At 67.0% G+C, this 16,700-nt stretch carries 19 protein-coding genes; 14 read left to right on the top strand and 5 right to left on the bottom strand.

Annotated features, from left to right (window positions below; genetic code table 11):
* Positions 1–9: 9 nt before the first annotated feature.
* Positions 10–1,161, bottom strand: coding sequence for a GGDEF domain-containing protein (locus tag ACEN9K_RS01325; RefSeq protein WP_018770396.1), 1,152 nt, complete (start codon positions 1,159–1,161; stop codon positions 10–12).
* Positions 1,162–1,272: 111 nt separating this feature from the next.
* Between ACEN9K_RS01325 and ACEN9K_RS01320 the strand changes: the two genes are divergently transcribed.
* From ACEN9K_RS01320 to ACEN9K_RS01280, 9 genes are all read left to right on the top strand, one after another.
* Positions 1,273–1,545, top strand: coding sequence for a zinc-ribbon domain-containing protein (locus ACEN9K_RS01320; RefSeq protein WP_223993212.1), 273 nt, complete (start codon positions 1,273–1,275; stop codon positions 1,543–1,545).
* Between the two features lie 263 nt (positions 1,546–1,808).
* Positions 1,809–2,990 (top strand): ribosome small subunit-dependent GTPase A, encoded by a 1,182-nt coding sequence (gene rsgA, locus ACEN9K_RS01315; RefSeq protein ID WP_018770398.1) that lies wholly within the window; start codon positions 1,809–1,811, stop codon positions 2,988–2,990.
* A gap of 44 nt (positions 2,991–3,034) precedes the next feature.
* The gene (locus ACEN9K_RS01310; RefSeq protein WP_495635054.1) at positions 3,035–3,784 is read left to right on the top strand and encodes an alpha/beta fold hydrolase; all 750 of its coding nucleotides are present in this window, start codon (positions 3,035–3,037) and stop codon (positions 3,782–3,784) included.
* A gap of 47 nt (positions 3,785–3,831) precedes the next feature.
* Entirely contained in the window at positions 3,832–4,935 is a 1,104-nt protein-coding gene (locus tag ACEN9K_RS01305) for an agmatine deiminase family protein (RefSeq protein ID WP_018770400.1), read from the top strand.
* Positions 4,932–6,728 carry an amidase gene (locus ACEN9K_RS01300; protein ID WP_223993210.1) on the top strand — a complete coding sequence of 599 codons (1,797 nt, stop codon included), beginning with the start codon at positions 4,932–4,934 and terminating at the stop codon, positions 6,726–6,728. The genes ACEN9K_RS01305 and ACEN9K_RS01300 overlap by 4 nt, the downstream gene beginning before the upstream one ends.
* Positions 6,729–6,911: 183 nt before the next feature.
* Entirely contained in the window at positions 6,912–7,820 is a 909-nt protein-coding gene (locus ACEN9K_RS01295; protein WP_223993208.1) for a pentapeptide repeat-containing protein, read from the top strand.
* 59 nt (positions 7,821–7,879) lie between these two features.
* The gene (locus ACEN9K_RS01290) at positions 7,880–9,130 is read left to right on the top strand and encodes a D-arabinono-1,4-lactone oxidase (RefSeq protein WP_223995334.1); all 1,251 of its coding nucleotides are present in this window, start codon (positions 7,880–7,882) and stop codon (positions 9,128–9,130) included.
* A 22-nt stretch (positions 9,131–9,152) separates the two neighbouring features.
* Positions 9,153–9,497 (top strand): hypothetical protein, encoded by a 345-nt coding sequence (locus ACEN9K_RS01285; protein ID WP_018770404.1) that lies wholly within the window; start codon positions 9,153–9,155, stop codon positions 9,495–9,497.
* Between the two features lie 117 nt (positions 9,498–9,614).
* Positions 9,615–10,775, top strand: a complete 1,161-nt coding sequence (locus ACEN9K_RS01280) for a baeRF2 domain-containing protein (RefSeq protein ID WP_223993205.1) — start codon at positions 9,615–9,617, stop codon at positions 10,773–10,775.
* A 118-nt stretch (positions 10,776–10,893) separates the two neighbouring features.
* Here the strand turns inward: ACEN9K_RS01280 and ACEN9K_RS01275 are convergent, their stop codons facing one another.
* Positions 10,894–11,433, bottom strand: a complete 540-nt coding sequence (locus ACEN9K_RS01275; protein WP_018770406.1) for a MarR family winged helix-turn-helix transcriptional regulator — start codon at positions 11,431–11,433, stop codon at positions 10,894–10,896.
* Between the two features lie 274 nt (positions 11,434–11,707).
* Here ACEN9K_RS01275 and ACEN9K_RS01270 point away from each other — a divergent pair, with 274 nt between their 5' ends.
* The 3 genes from ACEN9K_RS01270 to ACEN9K_RS01260 are packed head-to-tail and all read left to right on the top strand — an operon-like array spanning position 11,708 to position 13,694.
* Positions 11,708–12,604 (top strand): hypothetical protein, encoded by an 897-nt coding sequence (locus ACEN9K_RS01270; RefSeq protein WP_223995326.1) that lies wholly within the window; start codon positions 11,708–11,710, stop codon positions 12,602–12,604.
* Positions 12,604–13,035 carry a phage holin family protein gene (locus ACEN9K_RS01265; RefSeq protein ID WP_223993203.1) on the top strand — a complete coding sequence of 144 codons (432 nt, stop codon included), beginning with the start codon at positions 12,604–12,606 and terminating at the stop codon, positions 13,033–13,035. Before ACEN9K_RS01270 ends, ACEN9K_RS01265 begins: the two co-directional genes overlap by 1 nt.
* Complete coding sequence (locus tag ACEN9K_RS01260) at positions 13,032–13,694, top strand: DUF3618 domain-containing protein (RefSeq protein WP_223993201.1); 663 nt, start codon at positions 13,032–13,034, stop codon at positions 13,692–13,694. Before ACEN9K_RS01265 ends, ACEN9K_RS01260 begins: the two co-directional genes overlap by 4 nt.
* A gap of 84 nt (positions 13,695–13,778) precedes the next feature.
* On the opposite strand, the gene ACEN9K_RS01255 is transcribed toward ACEN9K_RS01260, so the two are convergent.
* Positions 13,779–14,612 carry a LysR family substrate-binding domain-containing protein gene (locus ACEN9K_RS01255; protein WP_018769914.1) on the bottom strand — a complete coding sequence of 278 codons (834 nt, stop codon included), beginning with the start codon at positions 14,610–14,612 and terminating at the stop codon, positions 13,779–13,781.
* Between ACEN9K_RS01255 and ACEN9K_RS01250 the strand changes: the two genes are divergently transcribed.
* A complete protein-coding gene (locus ACEN9K_RS01250; protein WP_026265869.1) occupies positions 14,575–14,979 on the top strand; it encodes a DUF5997 family protein in 405 nt (134 codons plus the stop codon). The two genes, ACEN9K_RS01255 and ACEN9K_RS01250, sit on opposite strands and share 38 nt — an antisense overlap.
* Positions 14,980–14,982: 3 nt before the next feature.
* On the opposite strand, the gene ACEN9K_RS01245 is transcribed toward ACEN9K_RS01250, so the two are convergent.
* On the bottom strand, positions 14,983–15,363 hold the full coding sequence (locus ACEN9K_RS01245) for a VOC family protein (RefSeq protein ID WP_026265868.1): 381 nt from the start codon (positions 15,361–15,363) through the stop codon (positions 14,983–14,985).
* 16 nt (positions 15,364–15,379) lie between these two features.
* Positions 15,380–15,817, bottom strand: a complete 438-nt coding sequence (locus ACEN9K_RS01240) for an NADPH-dependent FMN reductase (RefSeq protein WP_018769911.1) — start codon at positions 15,815–15,817, stop codon at positions 15,380–15,382.
* A gap of 208 nt (positions 15,818–16,025) precedes the next feature.
* Between ACEN9K_RS01240 and ACEN9K_RS01235 the strand changes: the two genes are divergently transcribed.
* On the top strand, positions 16,026–16,682 hold the full coding sequence (locus ACEN9K_RS01235) for a hypothetical protein (protein WP_051081377.1): 657 nt from the start codon (positions 16,026–16,028) through the stop codon (positions 16,680–16,682).
* The last annotated feature ends 18 nt before the right edge of the window (positions 16,683–16,700 follow it).

Genomic DNA, 16,700 nt, shown 5'->3' with positions numbered 1-16,700 from the left:
GCAGTAAAGCTACCGCAGCCCGTCGCTGCGGGCGGCGCGGTTCCGGCCCAGCGATTTGGCCCGGTACAGGGCGGCATCCGCTGCGGCGATAAGTTGATCAACATCGGAGGTCACGCCGTCGTAGGTGGAAATGCCGTAACTCGCGGTGGGCATCTCCATGCCGGCCGGCGTGTCCGCGCCGGCCATGCGCCTGCTGATCTCCTCGGCAATCGTCTCGGCCCGTTCGGCGCTTGCTCCGGGAACCAGGATGACGAACTCTTCCCCGCCGTACCTCCCCGTCAGATCTGTGGAGCGCACGGTGGCAGCGCAGGCGTCGGCGAAGGCCTGCAGCGCCAGGTCGCCGGCGGCATGCCCATAGGTGTCGTTGACAGTCTTGAAGTGGTCAAGGTCGGCAAGGATCAGGGCTCCCGAGCCGCCGGTGATGGTGCGGTCGGCCAACTGCTCGGTGGCCAGGTCCAGGAAGGCCTTGCGGTTCAGGAGCCCGGTGAGGTCGTCGCGGCTGGCCACCACGCGCAGGGCACGCGTCTGCTGTTCGGTGCTCAAGGCCGCCATGCTGAAGGACACCACCACCAGCAGGACCATGGTCACCAGGGTGGTGATGGCGGACCCAAAAACGGTGACGAAGACAGGCCCGTTCTGGCCCTCCACCAGGAACGCCAGCCAACGGAAGAAGTAGAAGACACTGAGCCCTCCTGCCGCCACAGCCATGGGGATCCGGACCCGCGAATACCCGGGCTCAAGGCGCCAGAGCTCACGGGACGCCAATCCGACGGTCAGGCTCATGGCGGCGAGGAACACCGTGCCGCCGGACCAGGTGTTGGTGGCGGGTTGGTCCAGCAGGGAGGCCACCAGGGTGACCAAGGGAATGCCGGTAAAGGCCCACCTGGGAGGCCGTACGGTCCGCAGGGAGCGCGCCCCGGCCCACACTGCAACGCCGCCGTGCACCAGCAGGGTGTTTCCCAGGGGGTTGGCCCACACCTGATGCACTGTGCCGTCAAACAGGAAGCAGCCTGATCCGGCCAGGAAGAACAGCAGGGCACCGCACCACCAGGCGCTGTATGGCGAACGCGTCAGCCGGTAGGCGGAAAAGTAGAAGAGAACCACCAGGACCAGGGCCATGAGGCCGAAAGCGATGCGCAGGGTCGCCGTGTCCAGAACCATGTGCCAGAAGTCCCCCCAGAAGGCCCGATGTTGCCCAGCACAGTATGGCATCCACGCACACCGTACAGAAGCGTCCGTACCCCTGAAGGACAGCCGTCAAACTCACCTAGGGTGGCAGGTACCACCCAGGCAATGAAAGGCCCGCCCATGCTCCTCCTTTTCGGCTTCAAGACCGTCCACCAGGCCCTGCCGGGCCGGACGGCAACCTGCCAGCACTGCGGCGCCTTCGTCCACCATGCCCTGGACGAACAGGCCACCAAGTTCACGCTGTTCTTCATCCCTGTCCTCACGGTGTCCCGGAAATACCTGATCACCTGCACCAACTGCGGCTACGCTTCGTCCATCAGCGGACGGCAGAAGCGGGCGCAGGAACTTCGGCGGTAGCACGCGGCAATCCCCTGCGGAAGATGCCAACCTCTAGCCTCCGGCGTTGGCGGCCGCTAAAGTGGGAGACGGTCCCGCCCCGCCGCTTCCGGCAGGAGGACGGGAAACCGCACAAGGGAATGGAGGTGGTTTTGATGACTGCAGTTGCCGCGCGCCCTGGGCGCCCCGCATCCATCACACCCACCATCCCTCCCGGCTGCCTTCGCGGTTCCTGACGCTGCGCGTCCAGCCGCACTGCACCGGGGACAGCCCAAGGAACCACAGTGCATACTTCTTCAGGCAACCCCCTGGACACCACCAACACCACAGAAACAGACAGCGCTGCTGGCACTCGTCCGCTGCCCGGCCCCTCCGCATACGGCTACACGCCCGCCGTTGCCGGCTATTTCGATCAGCATCCCTGTCCGCCGGCAACTGAACGGGGCCGGGTGGTCCGCGTGGACCGCACCCTGCTGCTCGTTGCGGTCCATGACGGTCTCCTCCACCTGCCCTACCCGCTCTCGGGCGAGCCGGCCGTCACCGGAGACTGGGTCTGGATCGGCCCCAACCGGGGCGGCGACCGGCAAATCCTGGCCGTCCTCCCCCGCCGCTCGGAACTCAGCCGCAAACGTGCCTTCGAGGATTCGTCCGCCGCGCAGGTCCTGGCCGCGAACGTGGACACCGTGGGCGTGGTGGTGCCCGTGGACCGGCCCCTCACACACAACCGGTTGGAACGCACCCTCGTCGCCGCATGGGATTCCGGCGCCACCCCCCTGGTGATCATCACCAAGGCGGACCTGGCCGAGGTGGCGGACGACGTCGTCGGAAAAGTTATCCTTCAGGCGGCGGGCGTGGAGGTGGTCACCACATCCGCCGAAAACGGCGACGGTATCGACGAACTGATGGCACGGATTCCGCCGGGCGGAACCATCGTGCTGCTGGGACCGTCCGGTGCTGGCAAATCCACCTTGATCAATGCCCTGGTGGGCCGCGACGTCCAGCAGACCGCCGAAGTGCGGTCCGGAGACTTCAAGGGCAAGCACACCACCACCGTCCGCGAGCTGGTTCCGCTGTCCAACGGGACGGTGCTGATGGACACTCCCGGCGTGCGCGGATTTGGCCTGTTCGATGCCGGGGACGGCCTGGACGGGATGTTCGGCGACGTCGAGGAACTGGCTGCCGGCTGCCGGTTCGCTGACTGCTCACACGGGAGCGAGCCTGGCTGCGCTGTCCGCGAAGCAATCGACACCGGCGTCCTGGCCGCGCGCCGCTGGAACTCGTATCTGAAGATGCAGCGGGAACTGGCGGCGCTGGCGCGCCGCTCCGATGTCGCCGCCCAGCGCGCCTACCACCGGGAGTGGCACCAGAAGGTGGTTTCGGCGGGGAAGTCGCAACGCTGGGCTGAGCGCGAGGCCTCCGAACGCGGAAGCCGGAACGGAGACAAGGACCGGAAGCGCAAGCGGTAGGAGAACGCCTATTCCGTGTCATGGGTGGGGAGTAGGGTTCGGTCATGGACATCATCCTGGTACCCGGTTTCTGGTTGGACGCCTCGTCATGGGAGGGGGTAACACCTGCCCTGGAAGCAGCCGGGCACCGCCCCCATCCCCTCACGCTTCCCGGCAAGGACTCGGTGGATGCCAGCCGCGCAGGCATCAGCCTGCAGGACCATATCAATGCGGTGGTGGAGGTCCTGGACGGGCTGCCGGGCAGGGTGGTCCTGGTGGGCCACTCCGGCGGCGGGGCAATCATTCACGGGGTAGTGGATGCGCGGCCGGACAGGGTGGAACGCGCCATCTACGTGGACAGCGGGCCGCTGGCTGACGGCAGCGCCATCTACGTGGACAGCGGGCCGCTGGCTGACGGCAGCGTCATCAACGACCAGTTGCCTGCCCACGGGGACGATGTCCCGCTGCCGCCCTGGCAGAGTTTTGACGACGCCGAACCGGTGGACCTCAACGACCGGCTGCGCCAGTCATTCCGCGCCCGCGCCATTCCCGAACCCCGCGGCGTGGCGTACGGCAGGCAGCGCCTGCATGACGGGCGCCGCTACGACGTTCCCGCCACCGTCATCTCGTGCGGGTTCCCCTCGGCCATGCTCCGGGAGTGGATCGCGGCAAACCATCCCTTCGTGGCGGAACTGGCCAAGGTGCGGGACGTGGAATTCATCGACCTGCCCACCGGGCACTGGCCGCAGTTCACCAAACCGGACCAACTGGCCCAGGCCATCCTGTCGGCGGTGGACCGGACAGGCAGGGACTGAAACGAAATACTCTTGCGCGCTGCCAGTACGGTCCCCATAATAAATGAATGGCATTCATTTATTCGACCGCAGTCCGGGACAGCGCCGCCCCTGACCATGTATCCACCGGCACCGCAGGCCACATGCCCGCAGAGTGGGAGGCCCACCAGCGCACATGGATGGCGTTTCCACCACCCAACGACACCTTCGGCCCCATAGGCAGCCCCACCCTTGACCGGGCCCGGGCCGCCTGGACCACGGTGGCCCAGACCATCGCCCGGCACGAGCCCGTGACGGTGGTGGCTGACCCCAGGGACGCCACGGCCGCACGGGAATGGCTCGGCAGCGGCATCGACGTCGTGGAGGTCCCGCTCGATGACGCCTGGCTGCGGGACAGCGGCCCCACGTTCGTGCACCAGCCCAACGGCGCACTGGCAGCCGTCGACTGGATCTTCAATGGATGGGGGGCCCAGGAGTGGGCGGCGTGGGCCAAGGACCAGGACGTTGCCCGGACTGTTGCAATAGGCACCGGAGTTCCCGTCTGGCCGAGCCCCTTGGTGAATGAGGGCGGCGGGTTCCATGTGGACGGCGAAGGGACCGTCCTGCTTACCGAAACGGTTCAATTGGATCCCCGCCGCAATCCCGGCGCCACCAAGGAATCGGTTGAAGCAGAAGTCCACGCCGCCCTGGGCACCACCAAAGCCATCTGGCTTCCACGCGGACTGACCCGGGATTACGACGAATTCGGCACCCGGGGACACGTGGACATCGTGGCAGCCTTCGCCGGCGCCGGCACCATCCTGCTGCACCGCCAGGACGATCCCGCCCACCCCGACCATGCCGTCTACCTGCAGCTGAAGGCCGTCCTCGCGGGCCAGCTGGATGCCAAAGGCCGGCCGCTGCGCATTATCGACGTCCCGGCACCCACGGTGTTGCGCGATGCTGATGGCTGGGTGGATTGGTCCTACATCAACCACTACGTCGGCAACGACGTGGTGGTGCTGTGCAGCTTTGACGATCCCAACGACACCATCGCCGCGGGGATCCTGGAACGCGCGTATCCGGGCAGGGCCGTGGAACTGGTGGATGCCAGGGACATCTTCGCTTTCGGCGGCGGCATCCACTGCATCACGCAGCAGCAGCCGGCTGCCAAGGATGGAGGCACACTGTGAAGCTCGCCGAAACGGAGGTTCCGCTGCCGGTGGGGCAGACGTTCGATGTCGTGGAGGCCGGCATCGCACAGCTGCGCGCCGCCCTCGACTCCGGCCAGGTCACCAGCGAGGAACTGGTCCGTCTCTACCTTGACCGCATCGAGAAGTATGACTCGCACGGCATACGCCTCAGCGCCCTCGTCGTGATGAACCCGGATGCAGTTGCCGAAGCACAGGCGTCAGACCGGCGCCGCGCTGCCGGCTTCACCCTGGGACCCCTCGACGGTATCCCCTACACGGCTAAGGACAGCTACCAGGTAAAGGGGCTTACCGTAGCCGCGGGCTCACCGGCCTTCAAGGACCTGGTGGCACAGCGGGATGCCTTCACCATCGAACGGCTGCGGGCAGGCGGGGCGGTCCTGATCGGGCTCACCAACATGCCGCCCATGGCCAACGGAGGTATGCAGCGCGGCGTATATGGCCGGGCAGAGAGCCCCTATAACGCGGAATACCTCACCGCCGCCTTCGCCTCCGGATCATCCAACGGCTCCGGTACCGCCACGGCCGCCAGCTTCGCGGCATTCGGCCTCGCCGAGGAAACCTGGTCCTCGGGGCGGGCACCGGCGTCGAACAATGCCCTGTGCGCCTACACACCCTCGCGCGGCATCATCTCCGTACGTGGCAACTGGCCCCTGGTACCCACCATGGACGTGGTGGTGCCGCACACCCGCACCATGGCGGACCTGCTGGAGGTCCTGGATGTGGTGGTGGCGGATGACGCCGAGGCCCGCGGGGATTTCTGGCGCGTCCAGCCGTGGATCCCGCTGCCCAAGGCATCCGCCGTCCGCCCGCCGTCGTACGTTGGCCTCGCGGTCCGGGACGCTTCGGCGGCCGCGGGCGTGCTTGCGGGACAAAGGCTTGGCATCCCCCGGATGTACATCAATGCCGATCCCGCCGCCGGTACGGCCGAAGCACCTGGCATCGGCGGTCCCACGGGGCAACGGATCGAGACGCGCGGGTCCATCCTGGACCTCTGGAACGCGGCGCGGCGTGCTCTGGAAGCCGCGGGCGCGGAAGTGGTGGAAGTGGACTTCCCCGTGGTGTCCAACTATGAGGGCGACCGGCCCGGTTCGCCCACCATCGCCACCCGCGGACTAGTGTCGCCGGAGTATCTGCGGCGGGAGATCGTGGACCTGTCGGCCTGGGCGTGGCATGACTTCCTCGACGCCAACGGCGACCCGCGGCTGAACCGCCTTGCCGACGTCGACGGTTCCGCGATCTTCCCCGCCCCCCAGGGCGCGCTGCCGGACCGCTACGACGGGTTCGACGACGACATCGCCGACTATCCTTCCTGGATCCGCGACAACGGGGTTCCCGTCCTGGCCGACATTCCGCACCTGCCCGAAGGCCTGGCGGGACTTGAGGAAACCCGCCGGGTGGACCTGGAGGAATGGATGGACCGGCTGGGACTGGATGCCGTGGTGTTCCCGGCGGCGGCCGACGTGGCACCTGCCGACGCGGATACCAATGAACGCTCGGCGGACATCGCTTGGCGCAATGGCGTCTGGGTGGCCAATGGAAACCTGGTACCCCGCCACCTCGGCATCCCGACTGTCACGGTTCCGATGGGCATCGCTGCGGATATCGCGATGCCCGTTGGCCTCACCATCGCCGGCCGCGCCTACAGTGACACCCACGTGCTGCGGCTGGCCGCGGCCTTCGAAGCCACCGGGAGCCGCCGCGTTCCACCGCCGCGCACCACGCCCACAGGAAAAGCCTCAGGAAAGGGCACGGTAAACACGAACAGCGACTGACCATTCCCGCCCGATGCGGATATTCTGGACGCAGTGATTCTCCTTCATTGCCTTTGATGTCCAGCCGTCCGCAGTTCCCGTCATTCCCGGCAGGAACGGTGATTCCGCGTGCCACGGAGGGGAACCCCACCATGGGTTCCCCTCCGTCCCGCGCCCCTACCGGAACCACCCTCGGGAGCAATCATGAAACCCACCAACCCTCCTTCCGCCGCCACCCCCACCGGCCCGGCCGCCCTCAGGCCTGACTGTTCGCAGTGCTTTGCCCTGTGCTGCACGGCTTTCGGGTTCACCCGCTCGGCCGACTTCGCCATCGACAAACCGCCCGCCACGCCATGCCCCAACCTGGCGCCGGACTTCTCCTGCACCATCCATGACCGGCTCCGGCCCCGCGGGTTTGCGGGCTGCACGGTTTTCGACTGCTTCGGCGCAGGCCAGGCAGTCAGCCAGCGGCTGTTCAGGGGCATCAGCTGGCGGGAAGACCCGGAATCGGCGCCGGACATGTTCGGCGCCTTTAAAGTCCTGCGCCAATTGCACGAAATGCTGTGGCTCCTGGCCCAGGCTGGGGCGAAAGCCTACGGCCCGGATACCGCGGAGGATGTCCGCCGCTTGCAGGCGAAGGTCAGGGCAGTTGCAGCGGGCGCCCTTGAGGAGGTCCTCGCAGCCGACATCGCATCCCTGCACCTCCAGGTGGGCGGCGCACTCCGCGAGGTCAGTGAGGAGGTCCGCGCGGGCTACTTCGGCGCCGGCCCCTCCGGCGACGATCCGCGCCTGGTCCGCCTGGCGCCGGGCGCCGACCTCGCGGGAGCAAACCTGCGCGGCCTGCCGCTGTGCGCTGCGGACCTTCGCGGTGCCTGCCTGATCGCCGCGGACCTCCGGGGCGCCGACCTGACGGCAGCGGACCTCCTTGGTGCCGACCTGCGGGATGCAAAGCTCGACGACGCCGACCTCACCGGGGCGCTCTTCCTCACCCAGGCGCAAATCACCGCGGCCCACGGCAGCGCTTCCACCCTCCTCCCCGCCGGGCTTGAGCAGCCCGGGCACTGGCATGCTGCCACTCCTGCGGCCCCCGCCCGTCCCGTGGAAGCGCCTTGACAGCGAAGATTGTTAGCGCTGACAGTTGGAGGAAACCGATGTCAAACGAAAGCCACCCGATGAAGAACTGGGCAGGAAACCTCGAATACTCCTCCGCGGACGTGCGGAGGCCGGAATCCGTAGCGGAGCTGGCGGACATCGTGGCGGACTCGCCGCGGGTCAAGGCCCTGGGCTCCCGGCACTCCTTTAACCGGGTGGGCGACACTGACGGCGTCCACATCCTCCTCGATGCCCTGCCGCAGCAGGTGGAACTGGATGCCGGGCGGGGAACCGTGCGGGTCAGCGGCGGGGTGAGCTACGGGGCACTGTGCCGGACCTTGGAGGAGTCCGGGGTTGCCATCCACAACCTGGCCTCGCTGCCGCACATTTCGGTAGCCGGTGCGGTCCAGACCGGCACGCACGGCTCCGGGGTGGACAACCCGTCCCTCGCCGGCGCCGTGGAATCCATCGACCTGGTGCGGGCCTCGGGCGAGCAGGTGACACTTACCCGGGCGGACGGCGATGAGTTCCTTGCCAGCGTGGTGGGCATCGGCGCCCTGGGCATCGTCACCGGACTGGAACTGGCGGTACGTCCCAGCTTCACAGTGCGCCAGCGTGTCCTGGAGGACCTTCCCTGGGACAACGCCCTGTCGGATTTCACCGCCATCGTCTCCAGCGCCTACAGCGTGAGCCTGTTTACGGACTACGCCGGCGACCGGATCAACCAGGTCTGGCTCAAAGCACTCGACGGGGAGCAACCACCCGCCAACCTGTTTGGTGCCACCGCCGCCCTCCGTCCCCGGCACCCGCTGCCGGACATGTCCGCCGAGAATTGCACTGCACAGCTGGACGAACCCGGGCCTTGGCTGGACCGGCTGCCGCACTTCCGGCACGAGTTCACTCCCAGCAACGGGGACGAACTGCAAAGCGAATTCATCCTTCCCCTGGAGCACGCCCCCGCCGCCCTCCAGGCAGTCCGCGGGCTGGCCGGCCAACTTGCACCCCTGCTCTTCGTCTCGGAGATCCGCACCGGAGCCGCCGACGAGTTCTGGCTCAGCCCTTTCTACCGCCAGCAGAGCGTTGCCCTGCACTTCACCTGGAAACCGCTGCAGCCGGAGGTGGAAGCCTTCCTCCCATTCCTGGAAGACGCCCTCCGGCCCTTCGGGGCGCGCCCGCACTGGGGCAAACTGTTCACAGCGGACGCCCATGACTGGGAAAAGCTGTACCCGCGCTTCGCCGACTTCCGTTCCTTTGCTGCCGGGCACGACCCGGAGGGCAAGTTCCGGAACGGACTCCTGGACAGCATCCTCGGCGTCCCGGCCCGCCGGTAGGCACCGCCGGTACGCTTGAGGCATGACCTTCCGCGCCGCCGTCGTTACTGCCGCCTCCCTGTCCACCGCCCTGTTGCTGCTGACCGGATGTGGCGGGGTGGAGGAGGCTGCGGGCAATGCCGCCAGCGATGCCGCATCCAAAGTTGCCTCCGCCGCCGCACAGGAAGTCAACCGGCAAATCTGCGCGGTGGTGCAGGACGGCCTGGTCAGCGTGGAGGACCGACAGGCGCTGGCCGGGCTCGTCTCGGCGGCACGCACGGCAGGGGTACCGGCGGAAATTACGACGCCGTTGGGCCAGATCGCCGAAGCCGGAGACCAGGTGCCGGCAGACTCAGTCCGGGCCTTGAAGGACGCCTGCCAGGCCTGACGGACGGGCTGACTGTCGGGGGGCCGGAAGACCCTTCAGCCGCCTCTTCCCCGGTGCTAGCGTGAAGTGACGAACCAATAAGCCTGTGACACCACGTCACGCGCGAAGGAGATCGTCATGGCAGAACGCGGCAATACCACCCACGGTTCCGGCCTGAAGGCATACGCGGACCTGTACCGCCTGCCCGGCCCCTGGTGCACAGCCTACGTGGATGCCGGAACCGGAACAGTGGACAGCCTGGAAGCCGGCGACGTCCGGGCCGGAAACACCCGCGCCCAGCTCGAGGCCCAGGGAGCAACGTCCGCTGACATCGACGCCATGGAACAGGCCCTCACGCCCGCAACGGGGATGCCCTCCCCCGTGTCCAGGTTCGTGCTGGTCCACGGCGGGAAAGCCGAACTCAACGAGGTGCTCCCGGGCCGGCTGGTCTTGCCGGAGAGGATGGTCGTCGAGCCCGTCCCGGACCTGCTCCCGCTGCTGAAACACCAGCCCGAAGAGTTTCCGTACGTTGTGGCCGAGGTCAGCCGCGAACATGGGGAAATCCGGTTGTACCGTGCCGGGGCGGGGGCCCCTGCCAGCGTCCGGGAGGTGGAGGGCGAGTCCGAACACATTCACAAATTCCATGGCGGCGGCTGGTCGGAGCTGCGGTTCCAGCACCACACCGAGGACGTGTGGCGCCGGAACGCCGACGAAGTGGCGGGCGAAATAGACAGGGTGGCCAGTGCGGGCGGCGCCCGGCTGATTGTTCTCGCCGGCGATATCCGCGCCCGCGGGCTGGTCAGGGAAAGCCTCTCCGAGGCCGGCAGGGCACTGTTGTCGGAGGTCGATTCCCACACGCACACTGCCGGGGCGGACAGCGCCAACCTGGAGGACCAGGTCAGCCAGCGGGTGGCGGAGGTCTGGGCTGAAGAACAGCAGGCGGTCATGGACAGGCTGGCAGTCCAGGAGGGCCAGGCAAATCCGGAAGCGGCCCACGGGGCGGGAGCTGTGGTCCACGCGCTCCAGCAGGGACAGGTTGAGGTCCTGATCCTTGATGACGCCGCCCTGTCCCGGCGGACCATGCTGGCCTTGGATGCCGAACCGTGGATCGCCACGGCCAAAGAGGAAGCCCTGGCGGCAGGAATACTTGGCGAAGTTCCGGCCCCTGCCGCCCTGTTGCGGGCAGCTGCCCTGACTGACGCCCGCGTTCTCCTGGTCCCTGGACCTGTCCTGCCGGAGGGCGTGGATGTGGCGGCACTGCTCCGCTGGTCCCCGGGCCCGGGCGTCCCGTCGTCGTAATCAGCCTATGCAGCCCACCTGGTGCAAGGGGGACTGCTGGAGGAGGAACGGGAAGCCGAAGGTTGGACAAAACAGTGGCCGGTCCGAAAGGTCCGGCCACTGCTTTTTAGACTTCCCGTCAATTCTGGCGGGGCTGGTCCCATCCCCGCAGGCCGCCTGCACGCCCGGCCTGCGGCCGGTGACCGTGCGCGGCCCGGTGTTCGGGAGGGGCAAACGGAACCACGCCGGTGTCGTGGCTGAGCGGTGCGGCGCGGACAAACTTTGTCAGCTCCTCGCGGAGTGCCTTCCATGCGATGTCCGGATCGTCAGGATAGGCCTTGACCTCTGCCTCCCGCGCCGCTTCAACGGCGGCAACACCGGCATCGGTGAGTTCCACTTTCAGCTGCCTTCGGTCTGTGGCATGGCGCATCCTGGTGATGAGTCCTGTGGATTCAAGCCGGGTCAGGACACGGCCCAACGTCTGGCTTTGGACCCTGATCGCGTCGGCAAGCTGTTCCTGGTTCAGTGGGCCCCCCATCAGGCCTTCCAATGCAATAACAGCGGCACGGGTGAGGCCAAGGGGGGCCAGTGCATCGTCCTGCCGCCGCTGGATCAGCCGTGCCGCCAGAGTGATCAGGCGGTAGCTGCTCCGGGCGTCCGGATCGAGATTGCTGGTCATCGGCCGCAGCCTTCCTGTAGGTGGCGAAAGTGCTGGTCACCATGCGTCGCTACACCCCTACAATAAGCATGCTTAGCAACACATTCGCAAGTAGGCTTACTAACCGCCCACCTTCACGCCCTTGCATAGGCGCAGCCATTGGAAGCCGAACACCACTACCCCTTGCAATCGAAATGGGAAGTGTGCTTAGTATCTAATTAGTAACCTTGCTTACTAAGTTGCCAGCACTGCTGGTTCTTGTTCGCCAGCTAACCCTTTCTGAAAGAGAGCGATGATGACAGAGAACCAATGGCCCCAGACTCCACATACCCCCGCCGCCCCCGGTGTTGCCGATCCGTACGGCGCAACGGAAACAGCGCCCCAGCATGACTCTTACACGGGGGTTTCAACCGATTCCTCCAAGTCGCAGGCAGCCAAGGAAGAGGCTTCCAACGTTGCTGGTGAAGCCGCATCAGCCGCCCAGAATGTAGCGGAGACCGCCAAGGGCGAGGCCGCGAATGTGGCCCACGAGGCCAAGCTCAATGCCCAGGACCTGCTCCACCAGGCCAAGTCGGGCCTGACCACCCAGGCCGGCACGCAGCAGCAGAAGGCCGCCGAGGGCATCCGCAACATTTCCAGCCAGCTGCACAGCATGGCCAGCGCCCCGGACCAGCAGGGCATGGCCAGCGACCTTGTCCGGCAGGCAGCCGAGCGGACGTCTTCCATCGCGTCCTGGCTGGAGAACCGGGAACCCGGTGACCTCCTGACCGAGGTCCAGCGGTACGCCCGCAACAATCCCGGCACGTTCCTGCTCCTCGCCGCCGGCGCCGGTGTCCTTGCCGGACGCCTCACCCGCGGCCTCACCGCAGGCGCCCCCGACTCGCAGGGGCAGGTCCAGGCTTCGGGCCAGCACCGCGCGGCGCAGACACCCCCGGCAGTGCAGTCACCGGTAGCGCCGCTGCGGCAGGAGACCGTGTACGCCGCGGGTAACGATGACCTCTTCAATGAGCCCACCGTCACAGGCGCAACCCCGGTATCCACCAGCACGCTTCCCTCGGGTACCGCGGAGGAAACCCCGCTCCGGTTCGACGACGACCCCTACCGGGCCGAAAACGGCGTGTACACCGGTGACGAGGCGTTCGGCACCGAGGGAACCTCCGGGACTGGCCGCCGCGGCACGGGTGGCCTGTAATGAGTAGCCAGATTCCGGAAATGCCGCCGAGTGCGGCGCATGTGAAAGCGGACAACGCGTCCCTGGGCGAGCTGCTGGGCGACGTAACCCGGGACCTGTCCACCCTGATGCGCCAGGAAGTGGAACTGGCCAAGGCCGAACTCAAACAATCCACCTCCCGCGCAGGGAAAGGCGCCGGCATGCTCGCCGGCGCCGGCGTCGGCGGACACTTCGTCCTGCTCTTCCTCTCCCTGGCCCTGATGTGGGCCCTGGGCGCCATCATGCCCCTGGGCTGGTCCGCACTGATCGTCGCCGTCATCTGGGCCATCATCGCCGCCGTCCTGGCCTCCATCGGCCGCAACGAACTCAAGCAGATCAAAGGCCTGCCCCAAACCGGGGAAACCCTCTCAGAAATTCCCCCAACCCTAAAACCAGGTGAGGTAAACCGATGAGCGAAAACCCTGACGTCATCCGCGCAGACATAGAAGCCACCCGGGCACGCCTGGGCACCAACGTGGACGCCGTGGCAGACAAGGTCACCCCGTCCAACATCGTCCACCGCCAAACCGACAAGGTCAAAGACGCCGTCACCGGCGTCAAGGAGAAAATCATGGGCGCCGCAGACAACGCCACCACCAATGTCCACGACACCACCGCCACCGGCGCCGGGCACACCACCAACGCCATGCACACCGCCGGCGACAGCCTCCACCAGGCAGGCGACACCGTCTCAGCAAAACTCAGCGACGCCGGCCACGCCGTCTCCGCCGCCCCGGACCAGGTCAAAGCCAAAACCGCCGGCAACCCCCTCGCCGCCGGCCTGATCGCCTTCGGCGCCGGACTCCTGGTCTCCTCGCTGATCCCGGCAAGCCAGAAGGAACGCGAAGCCGCGGACCAGCTCAAAACCGCAGCCCAGCCCCTGGCAACCCAGGTCACCGACGCCGCCAAAACCATGGCCCAGGACCTCAAGGAACCAGCCCAGGAAGCCATGGAAAACGTCAAGGCCACCGCCACCGACGCCGCCCAAAACGTCAAACTCGAAGGCCAACAAGCCGCCACCGACGTCAAAGACCGCGCCACCGACGCCAAAGACCACGTCCAAAACACGTAACCCGCGTGGGTATCCACGTACCAAAGCAAAGCCGGCTCCGCATCCCGCGGGCCGGCTTTGCCGTTGCCGGGCCTGGACTCCTGCCTAGCGCTTGCCCTTCTTTCGGGACCCTTTCCCCCGGCCCTTGTCCGGGTTGGGGGCGTATCTCTGGGCTACCTTGGGCGCCTTTTTGGCGCCGGTGCCGCGGCGGTCCGGCTTCGGATCCTTCTTGACCTTGACCGGCTGGGCCGAGGGCTGGCGTGAGCTTTGGGCAGTGCGTCCGCGCACGATGCCGATGAACTCCTCCAGCACCTCATCCGTGGCCTCCGTCGGCCAGGCCAGCGCGATCTCAGTTCCGTCCGCGCCGGTGAGCCTGCGCGCCACCGTGTCCTTGACGTTGAAGTGGCGGGCCACCGACATGGGGAGGACCACCAGGCCGGCGCCGGCGGCAACCACCTGGAGCGCGGCCTCCGGTCCGCCCAGGGCAGCAACATCGAGGAATGACTCCTGCGCCAGGTCGGCCAGGGCCACTTCCTCGAACACTGAAATCTCGTGCCCCTTCGGCGCCACCACCACCGGCTGTTCCTCGTAGAGCGGTATGACGCTGAGCCCTTCCCGCTCGATGGGAAGGCGGACAAAACCCATGTCCGCCGCGCCGTCCCGCAGCTTCCCAAGCTGCGCGCCGTCGTCGACCATGAATGCCTCAAGGGGAATATGCGGCATCCGCTCTTCCCAGCGGCGGATCCATTTGCCCGGCGTCACGCCGGCCACGTATGCGATGCGCAGCACCCGGGGTGCCGCCTGGTCGGCCGGCCCGTCAGGGGCGGATTGGGCATCAGGCGAGGGGGTATTGTCGGAGGGCACGTCTTCACAGTACCCGCCGCCCGGATACCCTTGAAGCATGACCTCTGCAAACTCCCAGTCCATGAAGCCGGCCACCGTTGCCAAGAAACTTGGCATCTATCTCCCGGCCACGCCGCAGGAGTTCCAGGATTCAACCATCACCCGCGAGGAGTTCGCCGAACTGCAGGCCAACCCGCCGGAATGGCTCGCCGAGCTCCGCCGCAACGGCCCGCACCCCCGCCCCGTGGTGGCACAGAAGCTGAACGTGTCCATCAGCGGCCTAACCCGCGGCGGCGTGGAGGAAGCACTGACGACGGCGGAAATCACCGCGCTGCTGCAGGCTCCGCCGCAGTGGCTGGTCACCGAACGTGCCACCCACGCGGCTGTCCGCGCCGAGGCCCAGCGGGTCAAGGAAGAGGCCGCGAAGAAGCAGGCGAAGAAGGACCGCACCCAGGCCCGTTAGCCCTCAGTCCTGGTGGATCTGGATGTAGTTTCCGCAGCCGTCGTCGAACACTGCACTGGTCCCGAACGGATCCGTGGTGGGCGGGGTCTTGAAGCTGACTCCGGCGGCCACCAGCCTGTCGTATTCCGCCTGCACATCGGGAACCCCGAAGACTATCGCGGGTAGGCCCGCCTCGCGCACGGCTTTCATGTAGTTCGCGCCGATTGGGTTGTCGCTGGGCTCGAGGAGGAGTCCTACTGAACTGTCGTCCGCTCCCGGGTCTTTGATGATGTAGAGGTTGTACTCCGGCATGGCCATGAGCGTGTCAAAGCCGAGCGTTCCCGTATAGAAGGCATGGGCGGCGGCGGGGTCCTGGACGTGGATGCTGCACATTTTGAGTCGCATGCCTTCACCGTACCGCTCAGCTCCTGACGGTTTGCAGTGCCTTGGACCAGGAAATGACCTGATCAAGCAGCGGCTGCAGCGCCTCTTCCGCCCCTTCTGACGGTGTGAAGGTGGTGTATTCCTGGAAATCCGCGGCGAACGGCCACTCCGCGTAGCCGTAATCCAGCGTGTTCTTGAGGGCGCCCGGAACGGAATGGTTGTATTCGGCGGTGACAAAAATGAACCCGTCGAACCCCTTTACCGCCGCGGCCCACCGTTTCGTGTGGTCCTGCTGGTACTTGCCCAAAGAGGGCGGCAACGGCTCATCAAGCAAGGGCAGGGCGAAATCGGCAACGTCCAGCATCCCGAACTCGGCGCCGCCGTGCTCCTGTGCGTGCTTGAGGACCCACTCGGCTACCTGCCTACTGCGCCGCCCCGGCCGCGTACTGCCGACAACCACGGCGATCCTGACCATTGCCTTCCTCCTTGGCCTGCGGATGGCACCTTTGTAACTCAGGTGAAGGCATCCCCATGTCCTTTTATTCCGGCCGCTCCGGTTATTCCGGCTGCTCCGGGAGGTTGTGGCACGCCTTCTCCGCCATTGACGCTGCGCCCGGGAGACGGTGCAATGGAAGGACCAGCCCGGCCTCTTCCGGCCGGGGGCTGGGCGCTGGAGGTGCAGGATGTCAGTTGTGGCGGAGTCTCTGATGCAGGGGCTGCTTCAAGGTGCGTGGGCGGTCCTGCTGTGCGGTCCCGTGCTGGTGGCCAGCGTGGCCGCCACGGTCTTTGTTGTCCGACGCCGGGCTTTGGCTTCCGGAGGCAGCGCACCAGCCGGCAACGCACTGGCCGGCCGCGCAGCGGAGGCTCCGGACCAGCTGTTTTGGGACCTGTTCCTGGGTGCCTGTGTCGCCCTTCCCGCGTTGATTATCCCCGCCCTGGTCTCGCCGTGGGCTGGACTGCTGTTGACAGGGGCAGCTGCCGCTGCCGGCATCGCCGCCTACCGTGGCAGCCCCCGGTTCCTGGCCTGGCGCACCGTCCGCCGGGAAGGGCGGCGGCAGCGTTCGGCCCACCAGGCCGCCAGCGCGCATCACGACGAGCTCATGGTCCGGTGGCGGCGCTACGAACTTGATCCGGCGTACAGCATCGACTACCCGGCACTGACTGACGTGCGGCTGCCCGAAACGTCGGCACTGATCAAGGCGATGCGGACGGCGGACCAGTTGCGGACGGCCGCGCACAAGGGTTACCCGGACGCCGTCGGAAGGCTGGCTGCGTCATTGGCAGCGGCGGAACGGGCGGCGGGAATCCCGGCCGCGCTGCCTGCGGAGCAGGCCACCTGAGGTTAACTGCTGTGTCGC

It is taken from the genome of Pseudarthrobacter sp. Pseusp20, assembly GCF_059492155.1.
Note: the sequence above shows the minus strand (reverse complement) of the source record. Positions and strands in the feature narration are given on the sequence as shown.